19 protein-coding genes are annotated in these 18,549 nt (G+C 48.1%); 3 read left to right on the top strand and 16 right to left on the bottom strand.

The genetic code is table 11. The annotated features are described in order from the left end of the window. Positions 1–9: 9 nt before the first annotated feature. From recJ to HPY28_RS10455, 4 genes are all read right to left on the bottom strand, one after another. Positions 10–2,358 (bottom strand): single-stranded-DNA-specific exonuclease RecJ, encoded by a 2,349-nt coding sequence (gene recJ, locus HPY28_RS10470; RefSeq protein WP_173622462.1) that lies wholly within the window; start codon positions 2,356–2,358, stop codon positions 10–12. A 164-nt stretch (positions 2,359–2,522) separates the two neighbouring features. Continuing rightward, positions 2,523–3,440, bottom strand: coding sequence for a protein translocase subunit SecF (secF, locus tag HPY28_RS10465; protein ID WP_083261699.1), 918 nt, complete (start codon positions 3,438–3,440; stop codon positions 2,523–2,525). Then, complete coding sequence (gene secD / locus HPY28_RS10460; protein ID WP_174230534.1) at positions 3,430–4,668, bottom strand: protein translocase subunit SecD; 1,239 nt, start codon at positions 4,666–4,668, stop codon at positions 3,430–3,432. The genes secF and secD overlap by 11 nt, the downstream gene beginning before the upstream one ends. 185 nt (positions 4,669–4,853) lie before the next feature. Continuing rightward, a complete protein-coding gene (locus HPY28_RS10455; protein ID WP_017247573.1) occupies positions 4,854–5,090 on the bottom strand; it encodes a post-transcriptional regulator in 237 nt (78 codons plus the stop codon). Between the two features lie 87 nt (positions 5,091–5,177). Here HPY28_RS10455 and spoVB point away from each other — a divergent pair, with 87 nt between their 5' ends. Continuing rightward, positions 5,178–6,764, top strand: a complete 1,587-nt coding sequence (gene spoVB, locus HPY28_RS10450) for a stage V sporulation protein B (protein ID WP_017247572.1) — start codon at positions 5,178–5,180, stop codon at positions 6,762–6,764. A gap of 3 nt (positions 6,765–6,767) precedes the next feature. Here spoVB and HPY28_RS10445 read toward each other — a convergent pair whose 3' ends face one another. Together HPY28_RS10445 and corA are read right to left on the bottom strand one after the other, a co-directional pair. Further along, positions 6,768–7,481 (bottom strand): DUF421 domain-containing protein, encoded by a 714-nt coding sequence (locus tag HPY28_RS10445; RefSeq protein ID WP_017247571.1) that lies wholly within the window; start codon positions 7,479–7,481, stop codon positions 6,768–6,770. A gap of 67 nt (positions 7,482–7,548) precedes the next feature. Beyond that, positions 7,549–8,526 carry a magnesium/cobalt transporter CorA gene (gene corA, locus HPY28_RS10440; RefSeq protein ID WP_007717563.1) on the bottom strand — a complete coding sequence of 326 codons (978 nt, stop codon included), beginning with the start codon at positions 8,524–8,526 and terminating at the stop codon, positions 7,549–7,551. 131 nt (positions 8,527–8,657) lie between these two features. Here corA and HPY28_RS10435 point away from each other — a divergent pair, with 131 nt between their 5' ends. Further along, a complete protein-coding gene (locus HPY28_RS10435) occupies positions 8,658–9,074 on the top strand; it encodes a TIGR04086 family membrane protein (protein ID WP_017247569.1) in 417 nt (138 codons plus the stop codon). A 49-nt stretch (positions 9,075–9,123) separates the two neighbouring features. Here HPY28_RS10435 and yajC read toward each other — a convergent pair whose 3' ends face one another. The 9 genes from yajC to HPY28_RS10390 all read right to left on the bottom strand — a co-directional run bounded on the left by yajC (position 9,124) and on the right by HPY28_RS10390 (position 16,578). Next, on the bottom strand, positions 9,124–9,444 hold the full coding sequence (gene yajC, locus HPY28_RS10430) for a preprotein translocase subunit YajC (RefSeq protein WP_017247568.1): 321 nt from the start codon (positions 9,442–9,444) through the stop codon (positions 9,124–9,126). Positions 9,445–9,462: 18 nt separating this feature from the next. After that, positions 9,463–10,593: a tRNA guanosine(34) transglycosylase Tgt gene (gene tgt / locus HPY28_RS10425; RefSeq protein ID WP_007717557.1), complete on the bottom strand. Its 1,131-nt coding sequence runs from the start codon at positions 10,591–10,593 to the stop codon at positions 9,463–9,465. A 117-nt stretch (positions 10,594–10,710) separates the two neighbouring features. Continuing rightward, positions 10,711–11,739 (bottom strand): tRNA preQ1(34) S-adenosylmethionine ribosyltransferase-isomerase QueA, encoded by a 1,029-nt coding sequence (gene queA / locus HPY28_RS10420; RefSeq protein WP_174230533.1) that lies wholly within the window; start codon positions 11,737–11,739, stop codon positions 10,711–10,713. Positions 11,740–11,782: 43 nt separating this feature from the next. Beyond that, complete coding sequence (locus HPY28_RS10415) at positions 11,783–13,717, bottom strand: SpoIID/LytB domain-containing protein (RefSeq protein ID WP_069850505.1); 1,935 nt, start codon at positions 13,715–13,717, stop codon at positions 11,783–11,785. 173 nt (positions 13,718–13,890) lie between these two features. Next, the gene (locus HPY28_RS10410; RefSeq protein WP_012685583.1) at positions 13,891–14,109 is read right to left on the bottom strand and encodes a DUF2905 domain-containing protein; all 219 of its coding nucleotides are present in this window, start codon (positions 14,107–14,109) and stop codon (positions 13,891–13,893) included. Next, entirely contained in the window at positions 14,106–15,104 is a 999-nt protein-coding gene (gene ruvB / locus HPY28_RS10405; protein ID WP_012685582.1) for a Holliday junction branch migration DNA helicase RuvB, read from the bottom strand. The genes HPY28_RS10410 and ruvB overlap by 4 nt, the downstream gene beginning before the upstream one ends. Positions 15,105–15,108: 4 nt before the next feature. Further along, a complete protein-coding gene (gene ruvA / locus HPY28_RS10400; protein ID WP_174230532.1) occupies positions 15,109–15,726 on the bottom strand; it encodes a Holliday junction branch migration protein RuvA in 618 nt (205 codons plus the stop codon). Next, on the bottom strand, positions 15,723–16,223 hold the full coding sequence (gene ruvC / locus HPY28_RS10395; RefSeq protein WP_017247564.1) for a crossover junction endodeoxyribonuclease RuvC: 501 nt from the start codon (positions 16,221–16,223) through the stop codon (positions 15,723–15,725). The genes ruvA and ruvC overlap by 4 nt, the downstream gene beginning before the upstream one ends. Positions 16,224–16,386: 163 nt before the next feature. Next, a complete protein-coding gene (locus tag HPY28_RS10390; protein ID WP_017247563.1) occupies positions 16,387–16,578 on the bottom strand; it encodes a hypothetical protein in 192 nt (63 codons plus the stop codon). A gap of 129 nt (positions 16,579–16,707) precedes the next feature. Between HPY28_RS10390 and HPY28_RS10385 the strand changes: the two genes are divergently transcribed. After that, entirely contained in the window at positions 16,708–17,796 is a 1,089-nt protein-coding gene (locus HPY28_RS10385) for a hypothetical protein (protein ID WP_173622458.1), read from the top strand. An 86-nt stretch (positions 17,797–17,882) separates the two neighbouring features. Here the strand turns inward: HPY28_RS10385 and HPY28_RS10380 are convergent, their stop codons facing one another. Then, entirely contained in the window at positions 17,883–18,455 is a 573-nt protein-coding gene (locus HPY28_RS10380; protein WP_017247561.1) for a BofC C-terminal domain-containing protein, read from the bottom strand. Between the last annotated feature and the right edge of the window lie 94 nt (positions 18,456–18,549).

Genomic DNA, 18,549 nt, shown 5'->3' with positions numbered 1-18,549 from the left:
AAATTCCTCCTAAACGGTGGTTGGTTCCACCAATTGATGAAGCGCTTGAATCATTGCATCAGAAGAAGAAAGCAATAAATCCGTAGCAAGCTGTGCCTCTTCTTTCCAATTCGCATAGAGCATAGAGCTCTCGAGCGGCCTTTTCGCAGTGTTGGTCTGCAACGTGTACTGCTCGGCCTCCTCTACTAAAAACTCCAGCTCCATAAAGATGGCGATCATGCCGTCTAATAGATTTCTTTTCCATTGCAGCTTTTTGGCCAATGCATCCATATGGATTTTTTTAACAGTTGGCACCTGGACGAAAAACTGGTACAACTGTTTAAAATGATCCCGGCCCGGACAGGAAAGCCGCTCCATTCCCAAATCCGGATCACCAAACAAACAGTATATACGCTCCGCTTGTTTGAGCAAGACTCGAACCACTTCCAATTCGGAACGATGCTTCGGCAAATCATACAAAATCACGTTGGAAGAGGCTGTGATGTTCGTCCCCTCTCGACCAACCACAAACAAGGAATTCACCTGATCGCTTGTCGCTTTCGCTGCCAATGGCTCATAGCTATCCTCGCGAAACAGAATAGTCACCGAATTTGACTCCACCATCACTTGCTGCCATTTCTCTATCTTGTCACGACTGCCTCGCCAGTCAAACACTTGCTGGTGTCCAACAGACAAATCACGGATCGTCAGTTGAGGCTTTCGATTTCCGTTCCATTCGTTTACAGACAATTCTCCCAATACGTGAAAACGTGCCTTGGGCGTTACTCTCTTTGTTACATGTGCCCAGTTGAAGCCAATTGCATCCAAAGAGGTTCCCGCTTTGTTCAATGTACACTTCAAATGATTGTCATCTCGCCCAATGGTGCGCATCCCTTGTGTTTCTACTTCTTCTAATAAAACAAGTGGTGTTGGATTCCCCATTCCATATGGGGCGAGCTGTTCAAGTTGCTCCGCTGCCGTCAAGCTGATCTCTTCCATGCTCATCGCAACGTCCACTTTGGTCATCGGCGTGAAGTCTTCAGCGGACAACCACTCTCCAGCGAGCTCGTTTAATTTTTGGCGTAATAAGTCGAGATTTTCTACAGGCAAGGTCATCCCCGCTGCCATTGTATGACCGCCATAGTGCGGTAGCCATTCCTTGCAAGCAGTCAGACCTTCATACATATCAAAACCTGCAATGCTTCTTGCCGAACCTTTTGCCGTTCCTTTTTCCGGATCAATGCCAAGAACAATCGTTGGACGGTAAAAAAGCTCGACCAATCGGGAAGCTACGATCCCTACCACGCCCACGTTCCAGCCTTCTTTTGCCAGAACGAGAACATTGTTCTGGTCTGGTGGATACAGCTCATTCACCATCTGTACAGCTTCCTCAGTCATCGCTGCGACGATTTCCTGACGTTCGCGGTTTAAGTCGTCCAGCGCCTGGGCACATTTCTCTGCTTCGTCCATATCCGAAGTCGTCAGCAATTTCACAGCGGATTCAGCCGTCTCCAGCCTTCCACTCGCATTCAGACGCGGTCCTAGCGCAAAGCCTACATGTCCCGCAGACAGCTCGGTATCCGCTAACCCACAAACTCGGATTAAGGCTTGCAGACCAAGGTTCCTTGTATGATTTAAGCGCTTTAATCCCGCTCGAGCAAGAATGCGATTTTCATCTACCAACGGCACCAGATCCGCTATCGTCCCCAATGCAGCCAAATCAGCCAAATGCAGTGGCGGTTCTTTCAGCAAGGCATGCCCCACTTTAAAGGCGACCCCCACTCCCGCCAACATATCAAACGGGTACGAACAGCCGGGCTTCTTGGGGTTAATCACAGCAAATGCCTCCGGGATGATTGCCGGAGGTTCGTGATGGTCGGTTACAATGACGTCAAGACCCAACTGGTTCGCGTACGCTACCTGCTCCACTGCACTGATCCCTGTATCGACAGTGATGATCAGCTTATAGCCGCTATGATGCAGATGCGCCAATGCGTCTTTATGTAACCCATACCCTTCTGTAAAACGGTTGGGAATGTAGTAGTCAAAAACAGCGCCGAGTTGGCGCAGTAGATGTACCATTAGCGATGTGGAGCTAACCCCATCGGCGTCGTAATCGCCGTATATGCAAATCGGTTCTTGCCTTTGAATGGCTTGTTGAATACGATGCACGCTTTGTTCCATTCCATCCAGCAAGAAAGGGTCATGAAACAATTCTGGACCGGCTTGCAAAAAGTCACGAGCCTTTTGTGATGTGTCAATGCCACGTATCACCAGTAGCTTGGATACGAGCGGAGTAAGCTGGCAATCTGCGGCAATACTAGCAGCTAGCTGCTCATCATAGGTGGCCAGTTTCCAGCGTGTTTTCGCTTTCAGCATGGGCTTTCCTCCAATCCTCATTCATTATAGAGGATGGAGCAGGAAGCTGACAACTGCATAAAACATGCCGTTTTTTGCAAAACTCTCATGTGGCTTCAAACTGCGGCAAATACAGAAACAGAGAATAGAAAAACCGCAGGGTTCACCTGCGGTTTCGTCCACCTTTACACTACTTCTTTTTTCTTTTTCATATTCCGTTCTTTCAAATTCACCCATACTTGGGCTGCAATAAAAATAGAGGAATACGTACCACTCACCAGACCGAACAGAAGGGCCAAGGAGAAGTTTTGAATGCTCTCGCTTCCCAAAACAGCAAGTGCAAGAGCTGTGAAGAATACAGTCGCTACCGTGTATACAGAACGGCGCATGGTTTGCCACAGTGACACGTTCACCAGATGTTCCAGTTCAGGAATTGTCTTGGATTTCATCGTTCTCAAGTTCTCCCGAATCCGGTCAAAAATAACGATTTTATCGTTAATCGAGTAACCCAGGATCGTCAGAAGCGCGGCGATAAAGGTAATGTCTACCTCCAACCCGAGGATAGAGAACAACGCAATCGGAATAAACACGTCATGCGCAAGCCCCACGACACATGCAATACCGAACAGCCATTGGAAGCGGATCGCGATGTAGATGGCAATTCCCACAGCAGCAATCGCAACGGCAATCCCTGCTTTTTTCACCATCTCTTGCGCAATACTCGGATCAACCGACGAAACCTGCTTCGAGACCTGCTCACCATATTTTGCTTTGAGAGCCATTTCCACTTTCATCAGTGTGTCAGATGAAATGGTTTGGTCAAAACGTGTATAAGCCTGATTTTTACCATACGGAGTGACCTTGCTGAAATTCACATTAGGAACCTCTTTCTTGATCACTGCTTCTAAATCTGTCGGATTGAATTCTTTTCCTATGAACATATCCAAGCGAGTTCCTGCCTTGAAGTCAACGCCGAGGTGAAGCCCTTGAAATAGCGTAAACAGAAGGCCGATGATAATAATCACAGAGGAAGCAATGAAAAACTTCTTGCGATTTTTCACGATGTCGAATCTGACTACAGTATGGTCTTTATCATAGCTCACGGATCTCACTCTCCTTTACCCCGAACCAGAACGGCTTTTTAAACATGTTGGAACGGACAACCAGCCAAAGGAGGAAGCGAGACCCAAACACGTTGGTAATAATACTTACGATAATCGTCATTGCCAATACAACAGCGAAGCCTTGTACGGAGCTCGTCCCGAAAAAGAACAGTACGCCCGTTGCAATCAGTGTCGTCACGTGAGCATCGATAATCGTAACCAAGGAACGGCGTTCACCTGCACGGAAGGCAGAGAGGACTGTCTTACCAGAACGAATTTCTTCCTGGATGCGCTCATATGTAATGATGTTAGCATCCACGGCAATCCCCACGGCCAAAATAAATCCAGCAATACCTGGCAGCGTCAGCGTCGCATTCATCCAGTCGAGTACGACCATACAAAAATAGGTAAACCCAGCCAAGGTAATGTTCGCAATCATACCTGGCATACGGTAAACAACTATCATGAAAATAAAGATCAGCGCAGCTCCGATATACCCTGCATACAAGGTTTTCTCCAGAGCCAGAGTTCCCAAGGAAGCACCCACAGAGGTTACTTGCTTCTCAACCAGTTTGGCTGGCATCGCACCGGAATTCAGCAGATCAGCCAATTCCTGTGCCGTTTCCTGTGTGTAATTTCCAGTAATTTGCGCGCTACCACCAGTAATAACCGATTGAATGGTCGGATTGGTTTGCATCGTCTCATCCAAATAGATCGCCATTGGCTTGTGCAGGTTTGCACGTGTGACATCTTCTAGCTTCTTCGGCTCAGAGAATTTCAGGGTAACAAGCGGGCGTTTCAGCTCGTCATAACCAACTGCTGCCCCGTTTGGAGCCAAGTCACTTCCTTGCAACATAATCTTGCCCTTTTCATCACGGAATGTCAGATGTGCAGGCTTTCCGATCAAGTCGCGAAGCTTGTCCTGATCCGCTGTTTGTGATGCGATTTGAACACGAATCCGGTTTGGCAATTCAGTAGTGGTGACTGGCTCAGCCACGCCACCGATGTTAATCCGCTTTTCAATCATGTGTGCTGTTGATTTCAAAAGTTCAATATCAACTTTGTGCCCAGCCTCGAGAGGCTCTACCTCATACAGAATCTCAAACCCGCCCTGCAGGTCCAGACCGAGTGTGATGTTTCCTGCCACCTGCTTGGTCGTAGTTGTTATAAGCGTAGCCAAAAGCCCTACAACGACCAGAAACAGGAGGAATCTTCCCCATTTAATCATAGTAGTAATACCCCTCTTTCCTAACAGGGTCCCGTCCTAGACGAGAAACCAATATGCCCATTATAACGAAGTACAAAAAAACGTGTCAATTATTGCTGGAAAAGTGAACCATGGTAACCAACCCCTTGCGTTTTTCGCGACATGTACGTATACGAAGAGGGCGCCCGGAAGTTTCTATAAAATCGCTACGAATTTTTATACATTTGAATCATGAGGTAATTCATATACTTGTTAGGCTTCAAGGACAAAATGTCGTTGACAAGCTGGTGTATCGGTGGCATTTCTTTATAGCTGTTCGTGACGCATTCCCAAACGTCTTCAGGTGCCACGTTGTCGTACCCCAAAAGAGCAAATTCCTCTGCCTTGCTTACACAAAGACTTGCGACTTGTCCATACCATTCCTGTTTTTGCGCTTGGTCCATCCCAATTTCCCCCTCAAAGTAGTCATGCCGACAGCGGCACGTCCATATTCTTTACTGAGTGAATTTATCCTTGCAAAGGAGCCTTCCATGAAACAATCCTTCTTTTACGGAACGGTCATCCTCATTATTGCTGGTGGCATCACCAAAGTGTTTGGTTTTGCTCACAGGATCGTGTTGTCGCGCATTATCGGAGCGGAAGGGATGGGGCTTTATCAAATGGTTGTGCCCCTTTTATACTTTCTGATTACTGTGACGACATTCGGACTTCCAGTTGCCATTGCAAAGCAAGTGGCAGAGACGGAAGCAGCTAATAATCCGCGGCTGACTCGCCGATTTCTGTTACTAGCCTTGTCGGTCACAGGCGGGATTAGCCTCTTCATCTGTGTCCTGCTCCTCTTGTTCGCTCAATGGATATCCGGAATGCTATTCGCGGACCCTCGTGCACACATTGTTCTGCTTGCAGCCATCCCGGTCATCCCGATTTCCGGCATTTCTCTTGTCCTGCGAGGATACTTCCAAGGCAAGCAAAACATGATCCCTACTGCCGTCTCTCAACTTGTGGAGCAAGTCGTCCGAATGGCACTGGTCGTTGTCATGACGATGTCGTTTCTATCGGCAGGCATTGAGTACGCCACAGCAGGGGCTGTCGCCAGCATTATTTTTGGAGAAGCCGCCGGACTCTTGTACATTCTCTGGCAGTATCGTAAAGGCAGCAAAAAAGCAGCAGCTCAGCTTCTGGATAAGCCCCTTCTCATGACGGTTTCAGCAAGCAAAAAGAGCTTGTCGCAACTCATCCATGTCGCACTCCCTGTCACGCTAAGCCGTATCATCGGCTCCATCGCTTACGTACTAGAGCCGATGCTCGTACCGTATGCGCTCGTCATCGCAGGCTTTACCACCTCGACTGCAACTGGTTTGTACGGACAGTTTGCCGGAATGGCCGTTCCTTTGTTGCTTTTTCCCACTTTTTTAACGTATTCCTTGTCCGTTTCCCTCGTTCCTGCCGTGGCGGAAGCGGCCTATCAAAAAAATGCTCCACTCGTGCATCGCCGCATTTATCAAGCCATGCGGATTACACTCGTCATAGGAGCACCTTGTACCGTCTTGCTCACCATTTTTGCAGAACCTTTATGTGTCCTGCTCTACGGCAATGAGTATCGGGAGGTTGGCGTACTGCTAAAAGAGCTGGCACCGTTCTCCGTCTTCCTGTTTTTCCAAGCACCGCTTGCAGCCGCCTTGCAAGGCCTCGATTACGCTCAGGTCGTCTTTCGAAATACACTGATCAGTGCCATCGTCAAAACTGTCGCCATGTTTTTTTTCACGGCACATCCAGCATTCGGCATTCACGGCGCTGTCGTTGCTCTTAATATCGGCATTACACTTGGGACATTACTGCATTTTGCCAGCCTGATCAAAAAAATCGGGTTTACGATCGACCTTCGTGAATTCGGCAAAATCGCGGTCGCCATGCTTCTCATGGGTTATTCTGGTTCCTATATTGCCAAGCACTGGTTTATGGACGTATCCATTGGTCAGCTATTGACTGCAAGCACCTTCATTAGCACCTTGCTGTACTTTGTCCTGCTCGTCGCCATGCGTGTCTTGGGCAAACAAGACGTGCGTCGCATTCCGTGGATCGGCGAACAACTCGCCGTGTTCTTCCCTCGCCGCTAGCGCTTATTGCAGCGGCTTGTCTTTTTTGTCCAAATACATGATGCCACGTTCGTCAATGCTGCAAAAAGAGACATCTCGAATGTCTTTGATTCCATATTTCCGGATTTCTCGTTTCAGCCACAGCTGGTTTTGTCCGATCTTGTTCAATGCCTCCGTCCTCACCTTGCCATCGAGAATCAGTGGGATGGGCAGACCTTTGTACGAGATAGGACCGACTTGTGGCTTCTTCATCAACGATAAATCTTCCCTCGTAATCTTTTCTTTTTGCTCCTTTAAAAACACACTCATCTGTCCAGTTGGCTCCAACAACGCAAATTCAACATCGGCAATGTTTTTTACGTCTTTTTGCCGCAGATGTACCATCAAATCATCCATGTTCAAGCGATTGCGACGCATCGCCTGCTCCCTGATTTGCCCATTTTCTATAATCAAATCGGCAGAGCCGTCCACTGTATCGCGGAATTTCTTGCTCTTTAATGACAGATAAGCGAAGGCGACTTCCAATAAGGCAATCAACAGCATCGGCAAATAAAACCGAAGGGCAGGCTTATCGACATCCTCAATCGCCAGTGCAGCCATTTCTGCAAGCATAATCGAAATGACCACATCAAAAACGGACAGCTTTCCCAATTCCCGTTTTCCCATCAACCGCACTAAGATCAGGAGGAAAAAATACGAGAAAAGGGTGCGAAGTAACACCATTGTAAGATTATCCACTTACGCTGCCCCCCAAGAACATTTGATACTAGTGTTCAACAGGGGGCAGGGAAAGTATTAGCACCAATTACAGCCACTTTCGCTTGCGGAAAATGTGAAGCATGGCAAACGTCATGGCTAGCATAATCACGAGTGCCACGATCAGCATATACGGTTCTGCTTCTTCACCCAGCCATGCGAAAGTATTCATCCCGAATAGTCCGGTGATAAATGTCAACGGAAGGATGATCGTGGAGATGATCGTAAGAACCCGCATCGTCTCCGTTGTTTTGGCGCTAATGATGGTATAGTACGTATCCAACGCACCGTTTACCAGATCACGGAAGGTTTCCGTTGAATCGGAAATCCGCTCCAAGTGGTCTGTTAGGTCGGTGTAGAACGGAACGTTTTCCTCGGAAATATCGAAGGAGTAACGGCCATTGACATTCGCGAAAATTCTTTTTTGCGGCATGATCACACGCCTGATTAAAATAATCGTTCGCTTCAACGCCAAGAACTCTTCGGTAATTTCCTCCATCTGATGCTCATAAATCTCGTCCTCCAGCTCGTCAATCCGCACACTAATCCGATCAATAATGGGAAAATATTCATCGGTAATCCCGTCTACAATGGCATACAGCAAATAGTCAGGACCTCTGTTCAAGTAAGAAATGTTGCGGTGACACATGGCAGCGATCCGACCGATGGTATTCATCGGGGACTTGTGGATCGTCACGATGTAGTTAGGGCCGAGAAAAACGTTCAGTTCTACCGTTGTGATCTCGTCATCACTTTCTTCATTGTAACGCAGGGCGTGAAAAACGAAGAAATAGTAGTCATCGTACTTGTCTACCTTGGCACGTGGACTGACGTGCAGGCAGTCCTCAATTGCCAGCGGGTGAAAGTCGAAAATCTTGGCAATATAGGGCAGTTCATTGTTTCCCACATCATACAGATCGATCCAGAGTAGATCCTCTGGTGATTTCAGCCATTGATCTTTCGTTGCCAGATCAACGTCGTGAAACATCTTCTGTTCAGAGTGATTATAAAAGTACGTTTTGATCAATCTTCCTCACCCCCGTCTCGTTCCCCATCCATCATACGAAAATTCCTATCAATGTTCAACGCGAAGATGAATACGTGAGCCAAGCCTCTCATATAGATGTACAAACACTTCCAATAAAGGGGGTACATACCGTGCGAAGTGCATCTACCTCTGTACTGACAGGTCTATTGTATACGACATGTCTTGTTTTAGTTGGAGCGTTGCTCGCGACCTTGCTCCTTAGCTTCACCTCGTTACGGGAAGGCACGCTGCCCTATTTTACGTACGTGATCAATGCCATCGCCCTCTTGATCGGGGGATTCGTTACTGGACGTCGTTGCGGCGGCAGGGGCTGGTACTACGGCGGACTTACCGGACTCACTTACTTCCTTTTCATCCTCTTGATCGGTTTCCTCGGCTTTGACGCCCCGATGCAATGGGGGACCTTCCTGTTCTTGTTCGGCGCTTTCGGAGTGGCTGCGTTAGGTGGGATTCTCGGCGTGAATTCGGCCAATTCCAACAACAAGCATAAAAGCGGTAAACCTAAAGTTATCAAGCCTCGCCGCTAAAACAAGACAGAAAAAAGCAGGTGGATCACCCACCTGCTTTTCGCATGTATTATTTGGATTCTTCTTTTGCTTCTTCGCTCTTCGCTGGTTCACTCTTTGCAGGTTCGTTGCTGGAAGAAACTACGCTGTTGATCGCACCACGATCGAACGTAACGTTCACGTTATGAGCAATACGTAAAGTGATAGTATCGTCAGACAGGTCTTGGATCGTTCCATGCACTCCACCGATTGTTACGATCTTGTCGCCTTTTTTCAGAGCACCAAGCATAGCGTTGCGTTGTTTTGCCTTCTTTTGTTGCGGACGAATCAGCAAGAAGTAAAAAATCGCAAACATGATGATAATCGGTAAAAACTGAGTCAAGCCATCCATGAAAAAAATCCCCCTCGATTAAAAAGATCTATCTTCACCCAATCCATATTGAGCGAAAAACTGGTCGCGGAAATCTTGCAAGCGGTCTTCGGCAATCGCCTGACGCACCTGTTCCATTAACTTCACCAAGAAGTGCAAGTTGTGGTAGGTAGTTAATCGGATGCCAAAAGTTTCCTCCGACTTGACCAGGTGTCGGATGTAAGCACGTGTGTAATTTTTGCAGGTGTAGCAATCGCAATTTGGATCAAGCGGGGTAAAGTCGCGCGCGTATTTTGCATTGCGGATGACCAGTCTTCCCTGGCTTGTCATGCATGTCCCATTGCGGGCAATTCTTGTCGGCAACACACAATCAAACATGTCGATGCCGCGGATCGCTCCGTCGATAAGCGCATCTGGTGAACCAACCCCCATCAAATAGCGGGCTTTGCTTGTCGGAAGCAGTGGAACGGTGTGCTCCAGCACTTCATACATCAAAGGAAATGGTTCTCCCACACTCAAACCGCCGATCGCGTATCCTGGGAAATCCATGGAAACGAGATCGCGTGCACTTTGTGCGCGCAAATCGTTGAACATGCCACCCTGAACGATTCCAAACAAAGCTTGTTCGTTTGGACGAGTATGTGCCTTCAGGCAACGCTCTGCCCAGCGGGTTGTTCGCTCCATTGATTTTTTTACGTAATCGTACTCCGCAGGATACGGAGCACACTCATCGAATGCCATGAAAATATCGGCACCCAACGCATTTTGAATCTGCGTAGCCTCTTCAGGACCAATAAACAGCTTTTCTCCGTTTAGGTGAGAACGGAAGGATACTCCTTCCTCCGTGATCTTACGGAGGTTACTAAGGCTAAATACTTGAAAACCGCCGGAATCAGTCAGAATGGCACGGTCCCAATTCATGAAGCCGTGCAATCCACCCGCCTCGCGAACAATTTCATGCCCTGGACGAAGAAACAAATGGTACGTATTACTGAGGATGATGCCCGCGCCAAGTGCTTTTAACTCCTCGGGGCTCATCGTCTTTACTGTCGCTTGTGTACCGACAGGCATAAAGACAGGGGTGTCAATCGTCCCATGAGGGGTATGTAGCTTACCGAGACGTGCACCAGTTTGCTTGCATGTTTTGATTAACTCGTAGCGTACAGCCAAATCTTTGCACTCCTCAAGCTATGTATGTAAGTCTTACCTATTATAGAAAAACTTCTGGATGAAGTAAACCCACCTGACTAATAAGTATACACTTATACAGGTGGGTTGTTCACATTTTTATAAAATGAACATCGCATCGCCAAAACTGAAAAAGCGATACTCCTCTTCCACAGCCGTTTTGTAGGCACGCATCACATTCTCTTTTCCAGCCAAAGCACTCACTAACATAACCAGCGTAGACTTCGGCAAGTGGAAATTCGTCAGGAGCCCGTCCAGAATGGAAAACGTGTAGCCCGGATAAATGAAAATATCCGTCCAACCAGAGGTTACTACCAGCTTTCCTCCATTCGCGCGCCCTACTGTCTCCAATGTGCGGCATGATGTCGTCCCGACAGCGATTACTCTTCTACCTTCTGCTTTTGCCTGATTCACCAGCTTTACTGTTTCCTCGGGAATCTCATAGTACTCCGCGTGCATGACATGCTCTTCCACGGAATCGGCTGATACAGGGCGAAAAGTCCCAAGTCCCACATGCAGGGTCACGTAAGCAAGCTGTACGCCTTTGGCAGCAATTTGCTCCAAGTACGGCTTCGTGAAATGGAGACCGGCTGTCGGAGCTGCTGCCGAGCCGCGCTCCTTCGCATAGACTGTCTGGTAACGCTCACTGTCCTCCAGTTGTGCGTGAATATACGGAGGCAAAGGCATCGAGCCTAATTGGTCGAGAATCTCATAAAAGATTCCCTCGTACAAAAAGCGCACGATTCGTCCACCCGTCTCTGTCACGTCTTCACATACACAACGCAATAGACCGTTACCAAAAACCACTTCTGCCCCCGGCTTCATCCGCTTCCCGGGCTTCACCAGCGTCTCCCAGCGATCATCCCCCAGTGATTTCAACAAAAGGATTTCTATTTTTGCACCAGTCTCCGCCTTTTCTCCAATCAATCTGGCAGGTAAAACGCGGCTGTCATTCATGACGAGTACATCCCCTGCCTGGAGGTGATCGATTAAATTGGTAAATTGCTGATGAACGATATTACCTGTTTGTTTCTCTAATACGAGCAATCTCGATGATGTTCGGTCTTCTAACGGGTGCTGGGCAATCAAATGCTCCGGCAAATCAAAATCAAATTGTTGCACGTCCACGAAATCGTTACTCCTTTTTGCGGTAGATCTTGTGGCAAACGACTTACTTTTCGATTGTCACATCCTGGTAGTAGTGTTGCAAGATATCTTTGTAGTCATACCCTTCCTCTGCCATCGCACGAGCTCCGTATTGCGAAACACCAAGTCCGTGCCCAAAGCCAGTACCACGGAAGATGAATTGCGAACCATTGATCATTTCTACTTCAAACTTCGTGCTGCGCAGAGAGGAGCCACCTTGTTGAAAAACAGATCGGAAAGCATCCGGTGAAGATACGACGATCGGCGTCCCATTTGCTTCCATCGCGATCACACGTCCAGATGGACCGCGTTCTGTCACTTTCAGGCTCGTTACGTTCCCTGAAATGCGTGGAGCTTTGTTCTTGTCATGCGCGGCATTGATCATGGCTGCAACCTCTGTAGAGGTAAACGGTCCACGCGTCCACGAATACGCATTTTCTTCTTTTACTTCTGAGAGGATTGTTACTTCTGCGCCAGTAGGGAGTACCGACAACACACGATGAGTTGTTGTGCTTGGACCTGAGCGCAAATTGGTATTCTCGGTCGAAATGACCGCTATTCTTTGTCCCGCTGAATTGCTCTGGCCTGTTTCGGTGACTAGATCATTTCTTACATAGCCGAGCGATCCATCTGCTAAAGCCACGCGATACCATACGCTCGCATTGTCCATTGGATATGTGTCTTTACTCTCGACAGATCGCAAATAAGGAACTGGATTGCCCCATACTTCTGTGCCGTCCGCCGTCATACCGCCCGCATTGGAATAGAAGAGCGACTCAGCTGGTTTGCCTTGGTAGTAAATGATTTCGCCTTCTGTCTCGTCGACAGCCTCACGTACATCATCAGACTCTTTTGTATAGCCATAATACGCCTGTTCGAAAACCGTATCGGACACATTGGCAACTTCATACTTATTGCCTTGCCACACAGCACGAGTTCTCGACAGGACCGCCTGTGTTTTCAAAGCTTCCACCGGCCAGCCTGGAGCCATCTCAGAGCCAACGACTCCATATAAATATTCTTCCATTGGAAGCTCATTTACTAGCGTCAAGTGACCATTGTATTCCGACAGCTCCATCTCGCCGCGATATGTGCGCTGCTCTCGTTCTACAACGCCAATCACCGATTCATCGCCTGCTTTATTCGCTTCAACTGTCAGCTTTACTTGAGGGGAGAATACATATTTCCAAATCATTTCATCTGGTGATCCGTATACATCCTGCTTCAATATAACATAAGATTGGCTGGCTGGCTCCTGATAGGAGAAAGAAGGAAATGCGGCGTTTGCTCTTCGTTTCAATTCTTTCACAGCATCAGGACTAACCTCGTCTCCGATCCAAACCGCATATTTGACTTTATCCCCATCTGATACCATCACGGGATAAGCAGGAATACCGGCTGCTTCAAATGACGCTTGCCATTCTTGCGCTTCCTTTAAGCTTTTGAATTTACCCGCTTCGAGTCGATGCGGACCTTTTACCAGCGGATTCTGCCCGATTGCTTGGGCAACCGTTTTCGCCTGATTGGCTGCAGCCTGATACGTGTCATACGTTCCGCTTACGACCTGATAGACGGTCTGACTGTTACGTTTTGTCACCTGGATTGAGCCCTCGTATTTTCGTTGGCTCATTTGCTGTGCAATCTGCTGTGCGCGATTCCAGTCACCTGTTTCGGCAACGATCAAATGATATTCATCAACCCGGTAACGAGCTGCATCTCCCTTTAATTCGGGTAAATCTGTCTTGCCCTCGGGTCCATTGAGCACGACTCCCATTCCATTTTCAGCAGTTAGCGTAACGGAAGGAACTACTCCCCGATAGCCTTGTCCTGTATCGACAAATAGCGCAACTCTGATATTGTCGCCGGCAGCCTGCGCTGGTACTTGTCCTCCTACGAGAACTACTGATAGCAGGCCCACCGAAAGGACTTTCCCCATCCATTTCTTTCTCATGTCGTCCATTGTCCTTTCTCCACCTGATTTTGTCTAAGCTTGATTTCGTCAAAAATTGGCATGTCTTCCCATGTTTTTCGACAATCGCAGGCTGATCTCCTGCCTTTTTCGTAAAATGGGACCAAACACCCGCATGCAAAAAGACCACCGGAACAATGAGCTCCGATGGCCTTCACACTTGCCTATTTAAACAGCCGGAATAAATACATGCCAAGAGACAGGACGATGCTAATCACAATACAAGTCACAATCGGAAAGTAGAACTTGACGTTTTCCTTTTCTACCACGATATCTCCCGGCAAACGCCCCAGTGGCAAAAATCTGCCTCCTACCTGCCACAAAAGACCGATTACGATTAAAGCAGCACCACCAATAATAAGTAGCTTGGCTACAGGATTCACGATTTCATCTCCCGACCAAAGTGTTGGTACGCACTCGGGGTGAGTACACGCCCCCGCGGCGTCCGCTGCATAAAGCCGATCTGCATGAGATATGGCTCGCAAACATCTTCCACCGTTTGTGACTCTTCTCCAATTGTTGCTGCGATTGTATCCAACCCAACCGGTCCACCGTCAAAGCGATCAATAATCGCTAGCAACAGTTTATGGTCAATATGATCAAGACCACAGGCATCCACTTGCAATCTTTCCAGTGCTTCTTTGGCAATCTCTGTCGTAATGACGCCTTCACCTTTTACTTGGGCAAAATCGCGAACCCGCTTCAGCAAACGGTTTGCCACCCGGGGTGTTCCACGCGAACGTCTGGCAATCTCCTCTGCCCCGCCTTCTCGAATGACGACCTGCAAGATGTCGGCTGCCCTCGAAACGATAAAGGTCAGTTCCGGAACTGTATAAAACTCCAGGCGATTTACAACCCCAAAGCGATCTCGAAGCGGCGCGGACAGCATTCCAGCTCGCGTCGTGGCCCCAACCAGTGTAAAGGGCGGCAAATCCAAACGAACACTGCGAGCGCTTGGCCCCTTACCGATAATGATGTCCAGCGCAAAATCCTCCATAGCCGGATACAAAACTTCCTCGACGCTTCGGTTGAGCCTGTGAATCTCGTCGATAAACAGGACGTCGCCTTCTTGCAAATTCGTCAAAATCGCCGCCAAATCACCCGGACGCTCAATAGCCGGACCTGACGTCGTGCGGATGTTCACACCCAGCTCATTTGCGATAATTTGCGACAAGGTCGTCTTCCCTAGACCAGGCGGACCGTACAGCAGTACGTGATCCAATGACTCTTTTCGCATTTTCGCTGCTTCAATAAAAATTTTCAGGTTTTCCTTTACGTGTTGTTGACCGATGTATTCGTTTAAATAGCGAGGACGGAGGCTCAGCTCCGCCGCATCTTCTTCCCAATTCATATGCGTCGTGATGATCCGAGAATCCAAAATCCTACCCCCTCATGAGCAACGCAAGCCCTTGTTTGATGAGCTTTTCTACACCATCGCCCTCTTTTGATTTCTCAGACAGCGTGTTTCTGATTTTTTGCAGTTCACCATCAGAGTAACCCAGTGCGGTCAATGCATCGAGCGCTTCGTTCAGTGCAGACACAGCTTGCTCGCCTGCTGTCAAATCACCCGCTGCAATAGTCAAAATCGCAGATGGTGTGTATCCTACCAATTTATCCTTCAAATCGAGGATAATGCGCTGGGCAGTCTTTTTCCCAATCCCCGGAAATTTCGTCAAATAGGTAACATTCTCCTGTTGAACCGCCATCACCAACTGCTCAGGCGTCGCTGCAGCCAGAATGGCCAATCCGCCCTTTGGCCCGATTCCGCTAACATCAAGCAGTTTACGGAACAAATCGCGTTCGTCACGGGTAGCGAAGCCGTACAGCAGAATGGCATCCTCCCGCACATGGTGGTGGGTAAACAATTTGGTTTTGTTGCCTTCATACCGAACGAATTGGTACGGGTTTGGGCAAAACAGTCGATAACCAATTCCGCCCGTTTCGATAACTATGTATTCCGAATCGAGATAACTAAGTGTACCTTCTACAAAATCAATCATTTCTTGACCCCTTCCGAAATGGAAATGAACGCGCGAAACTGTGCGTGCGTAATCGCAATACCCAATGCGTCCGCCACGTCGTCAGGCTTTGGTACTTCTTTTAACCGCAATAGGAGCTTCGTCATTTCCTGAATTTGTTTCTTCTCTGCTCCCCCGTAGCCAGTCACGGCTTGCTTGACCTGCATCGGGGTATATTCATAGACCGGCACACCAGCCAGCTCTGCCGCAAGCAAAATAACCCCTCGCGCTTGACCAACTGTAAAAGCCGTCGTCACATTTTTATTAAAGAAAAGTTTTTCGACCGACATTTCATCGGGACGATATGTTTCCAGAAGGCTCTGCATTGCCTCAAAAATCTGTTTCAATCTAAGCGGTACTGACAATCCTGCTTCTGTCTGGATGCTTCCATATTGGACGGGACGCAATTGGCTGCCCTCTTTATCCACAACCCCGAAGCCAACAATCGCAATACCAGGGTCAATTCCTAAAATGCGCATAGTCCACTCTCCGTGAGCAAAGATTCTACTCTCTACTGTAACACAAAGCATCCAGAAAGCGAACGTGTATTTCCATTTTATATCCGAGTTCAAAAAGTCGACTTTTTGAACAATCTTATAAAAAACCCGCTCCTTATAAAAGGAACGGGTTATACGGTGTCTGTTAGTGTTTGTTCATTCCGAGTGAATCCGACACATCATGCTGCAAGTGGGCATATTCGTCCACGCCACTTTGCATGTGCTCTTTGATCTTGTTGATCTGTTGGTAATTGAGCTTGTTGTGCCCCTGGTTCAACTGAACGTACAAACGCTGATGGAACTGGTCTTTGTAGCTACCTCTAGGCATGGTAGACATGGTCTAAAGACTCCTCCTTCGATCACCGTATGAAATCAGTATGGCGTAAGCGCAAGGGCGTTATGATACCAAGATTTACGCAACATGAGCCAGACATCTAATTGAAACGATAAGCAGTGGAGGTGTTGGTTGTTGCGAAGCAAAGTCCTTATTTTTTGTATATGCCTTTTCGTAATCGCACTGTCAATGCCACACTCTGCATTTGCCAAGGTCAAGAATGACATCACGGTCACCGTTTCAGTCTCACCTGAGTCCTCTTTCCAAACGACCATGTCCTTCCGTGATCAAAAGCAATTTACGAAGCGGCTATTAGGCTCTACTACCGAAGTCGCCTCCTACAACCCCCACTGGATACGAGCTACACTGACCGTAAAAAAACGAACGTATGTATATGATCACGATGGACAGCTTTATGAAAAAGAAATGCCCCGCCGTTATGTTTTGGCAAACGATGTTCGCCAGCGGATCGAAGAAATGGCCAAGTCCGTTGAGGCAGTCCATTTTGCACATGCCATACCCTGGGAACAGGTGAAAAAAACGTTGAAACGGATGGAATTCGGTACCGTGATTGATTTAGAGACAGGACAACGTTTTGATGTCCAGCGCAGAGCAGGTAGTCGCCATGCCGATGTCCAACCGTTGACACGCAAGGATACACAGATCATGAAGAACATTTATCAGGGAAAATGGTCGTGGAAGCGCAGAGCCATTCTGGTAGAGGTAGACGGTACTTATTTTGCAGCATCCATGCACGGAATGCCTCACGGCGCTGGCGCGATTAAAGGAAATGAATTCCCGGGGCATTTTTGCATCCACTTTTTCGGCAGCTCCACCCATCGACGCACAGAGCCCGATCCTAGTCACAGCATGATGATTCTAAAAGCCTCCGGAGCACTTGCGACTACAATAAAAGGGGCGTCTCCAGAAGAGCTGGTCGGTTATTTCCTCACCGCGTTGCATGAGCACGACACCCATGCAATGCGAATGACAACGGACGGATTCACACTTCCTGAAGGGCTGTCCGCGATCGAATCTGTGCGAACGTCAGAAATCGTCATCCCGTCAGATGAACGTGGCCCCCTCTTGATAGAGGTTCCTGTTCGGCTCACGTACATCGCCCGGGAAGGCGGTAATTTCCGACGAACATGGAAGTTTCTTTTGCGCCGCGAAGTCCCGGGGGAACGCTGGCGAATCATTGCGGTTGAACTGAATCCATAGCAATTGAAACAAAAATCCCTTTCCAGTCCAATACGTGCTTGTTACACGAAAGGCTCGAAAGGGATTTCTTTTAGGTCCACCCGTTTTCATTGGCCACTCCATTGGTATTCGCCATAGGTGGACAATACACTGTTATACTCTGCCAGATTCCGAATGCGAATCCCTCGTTTCAGATTCTCCCATTCCTCTTTTGGCAGACTCGCTTCCATTTTTGCTGTATCGATTCGATAAAAGGTCTGTACGACATCTTGTTCAGCAGGCAGACCATGAAACAGGGCAAGCATGCCGTCTGACGCTATTCCGATATGTCCATTCTCCTTGCACGCTGGCGCTATATCCTGCTCGCGTTTCATTAAGATCATCTTGACAGGTTCTGCTTGTACAATTTCCCATCCATTATAGTTGCCCATGACGTCTGCCAGTTGATTGGTACGAACTGCCACATGTTCTTCGTCTCGCACCCCACACAAATAATGGCGAGCTAAAACCAGTTCGTACGACGTCCCCGCGACTACATCTGCTTTGCCTGAATGGTTCAGTAAACGAGCAAGACCCGAATCATTTCCGTCCTTTCCTACTAACAGGATACCGATTACGACGCCAGTGGCTAATGCTGCACCCCATGTCGCGTAAACCACCCACTGTTTTTTCTCTGTCACATAGAACCCCTTCTTTTATATAGGTTTTTCTTCCTATCATTACCACAAAGAAAGAGGGGCATACGCGACCTATGGCGGATTGACGTTATATTTT

The sequence above is a fragment of the Brevibacillus sp. HB1.2 genome, from assembly GCF_013332495.1.
Classification (GTDB): domain Bacteria; phylum Bacillota; class Bacilli; order Brevibacillales; family Brevibacillaceae; genus Brevibacillus; species Brevibacillus porteri.
The sequence above is the reverse complement of the archived record's forward strand: the minus strand, read 5'-3'. Positions and strand labels throughout refer to the sequence as shown.

Excerpts from the sequence above, each read along its gene's own strand:
- HPY28_RS10455 (WP_017247573.1), bottom strand. The coding sequence starts at position 5,090 with ATGGACCAAGCGCAAAAACAGGAATGGTATGGACAAGTCGCAAGTCTT.
- HPY28_RS10415 (WP_069850505.1), bottom strand. The coding sequence starts at position 13,717 with ATGGACGACATGAGAAAGAAATGGATGGGGAAAGTCCTTTCGGTGGGC.
- spoVB (WP_017247572.1), top strand. The coding sequence starts at position 5,178 with ATGAAACAATCCTTCTTTTACGGAACGGTCATCCTCATTATTGCTGGT.
- recJ (WP_173622462.1), bottom strand. The coding sequence starts at position 2,358 with ATGCTGAAAGCGAAAACACGCTGGAAACTGGCCACCTATGATGAGCAG.
- ruvA (WP_174230532.1), bottom strand. The coding sequence starts at position 15,726 with ATGATTGATTTTGTAGAAGGTACACTTAGTTATCTCGATTCGGAATAC.
- ruvC (WP_017247564.1), bottom strand. The coding sequence starts at position 16,223 with ATGCGCATTTTAGGAATTGACCCTGGTATTGCGATTGTTGGCTTCGGG.
- secD (WP_174230534.1), bottom strand. The coding sequence starts at position 4,668 with ATGATTAAATGGGGAAGATTCCTCCTGTTTCTGGTCGTTGTAGGGCTT.
- yajC (WP_017247568.1), bottom strand. The coding sequence starts at position 9,444 with ATGGATGGCTTGACTCAGTTTTTACCGATTATCATCATGTTTGCGATT.
- HPY28_RS10390 (WP_017247563.1), bottom strand. The coding sequence starts at position 16,578 with ATGTCTACCATGCCTAGAGGTAGCTACAAAGACCAGTTCCATCAGCGT.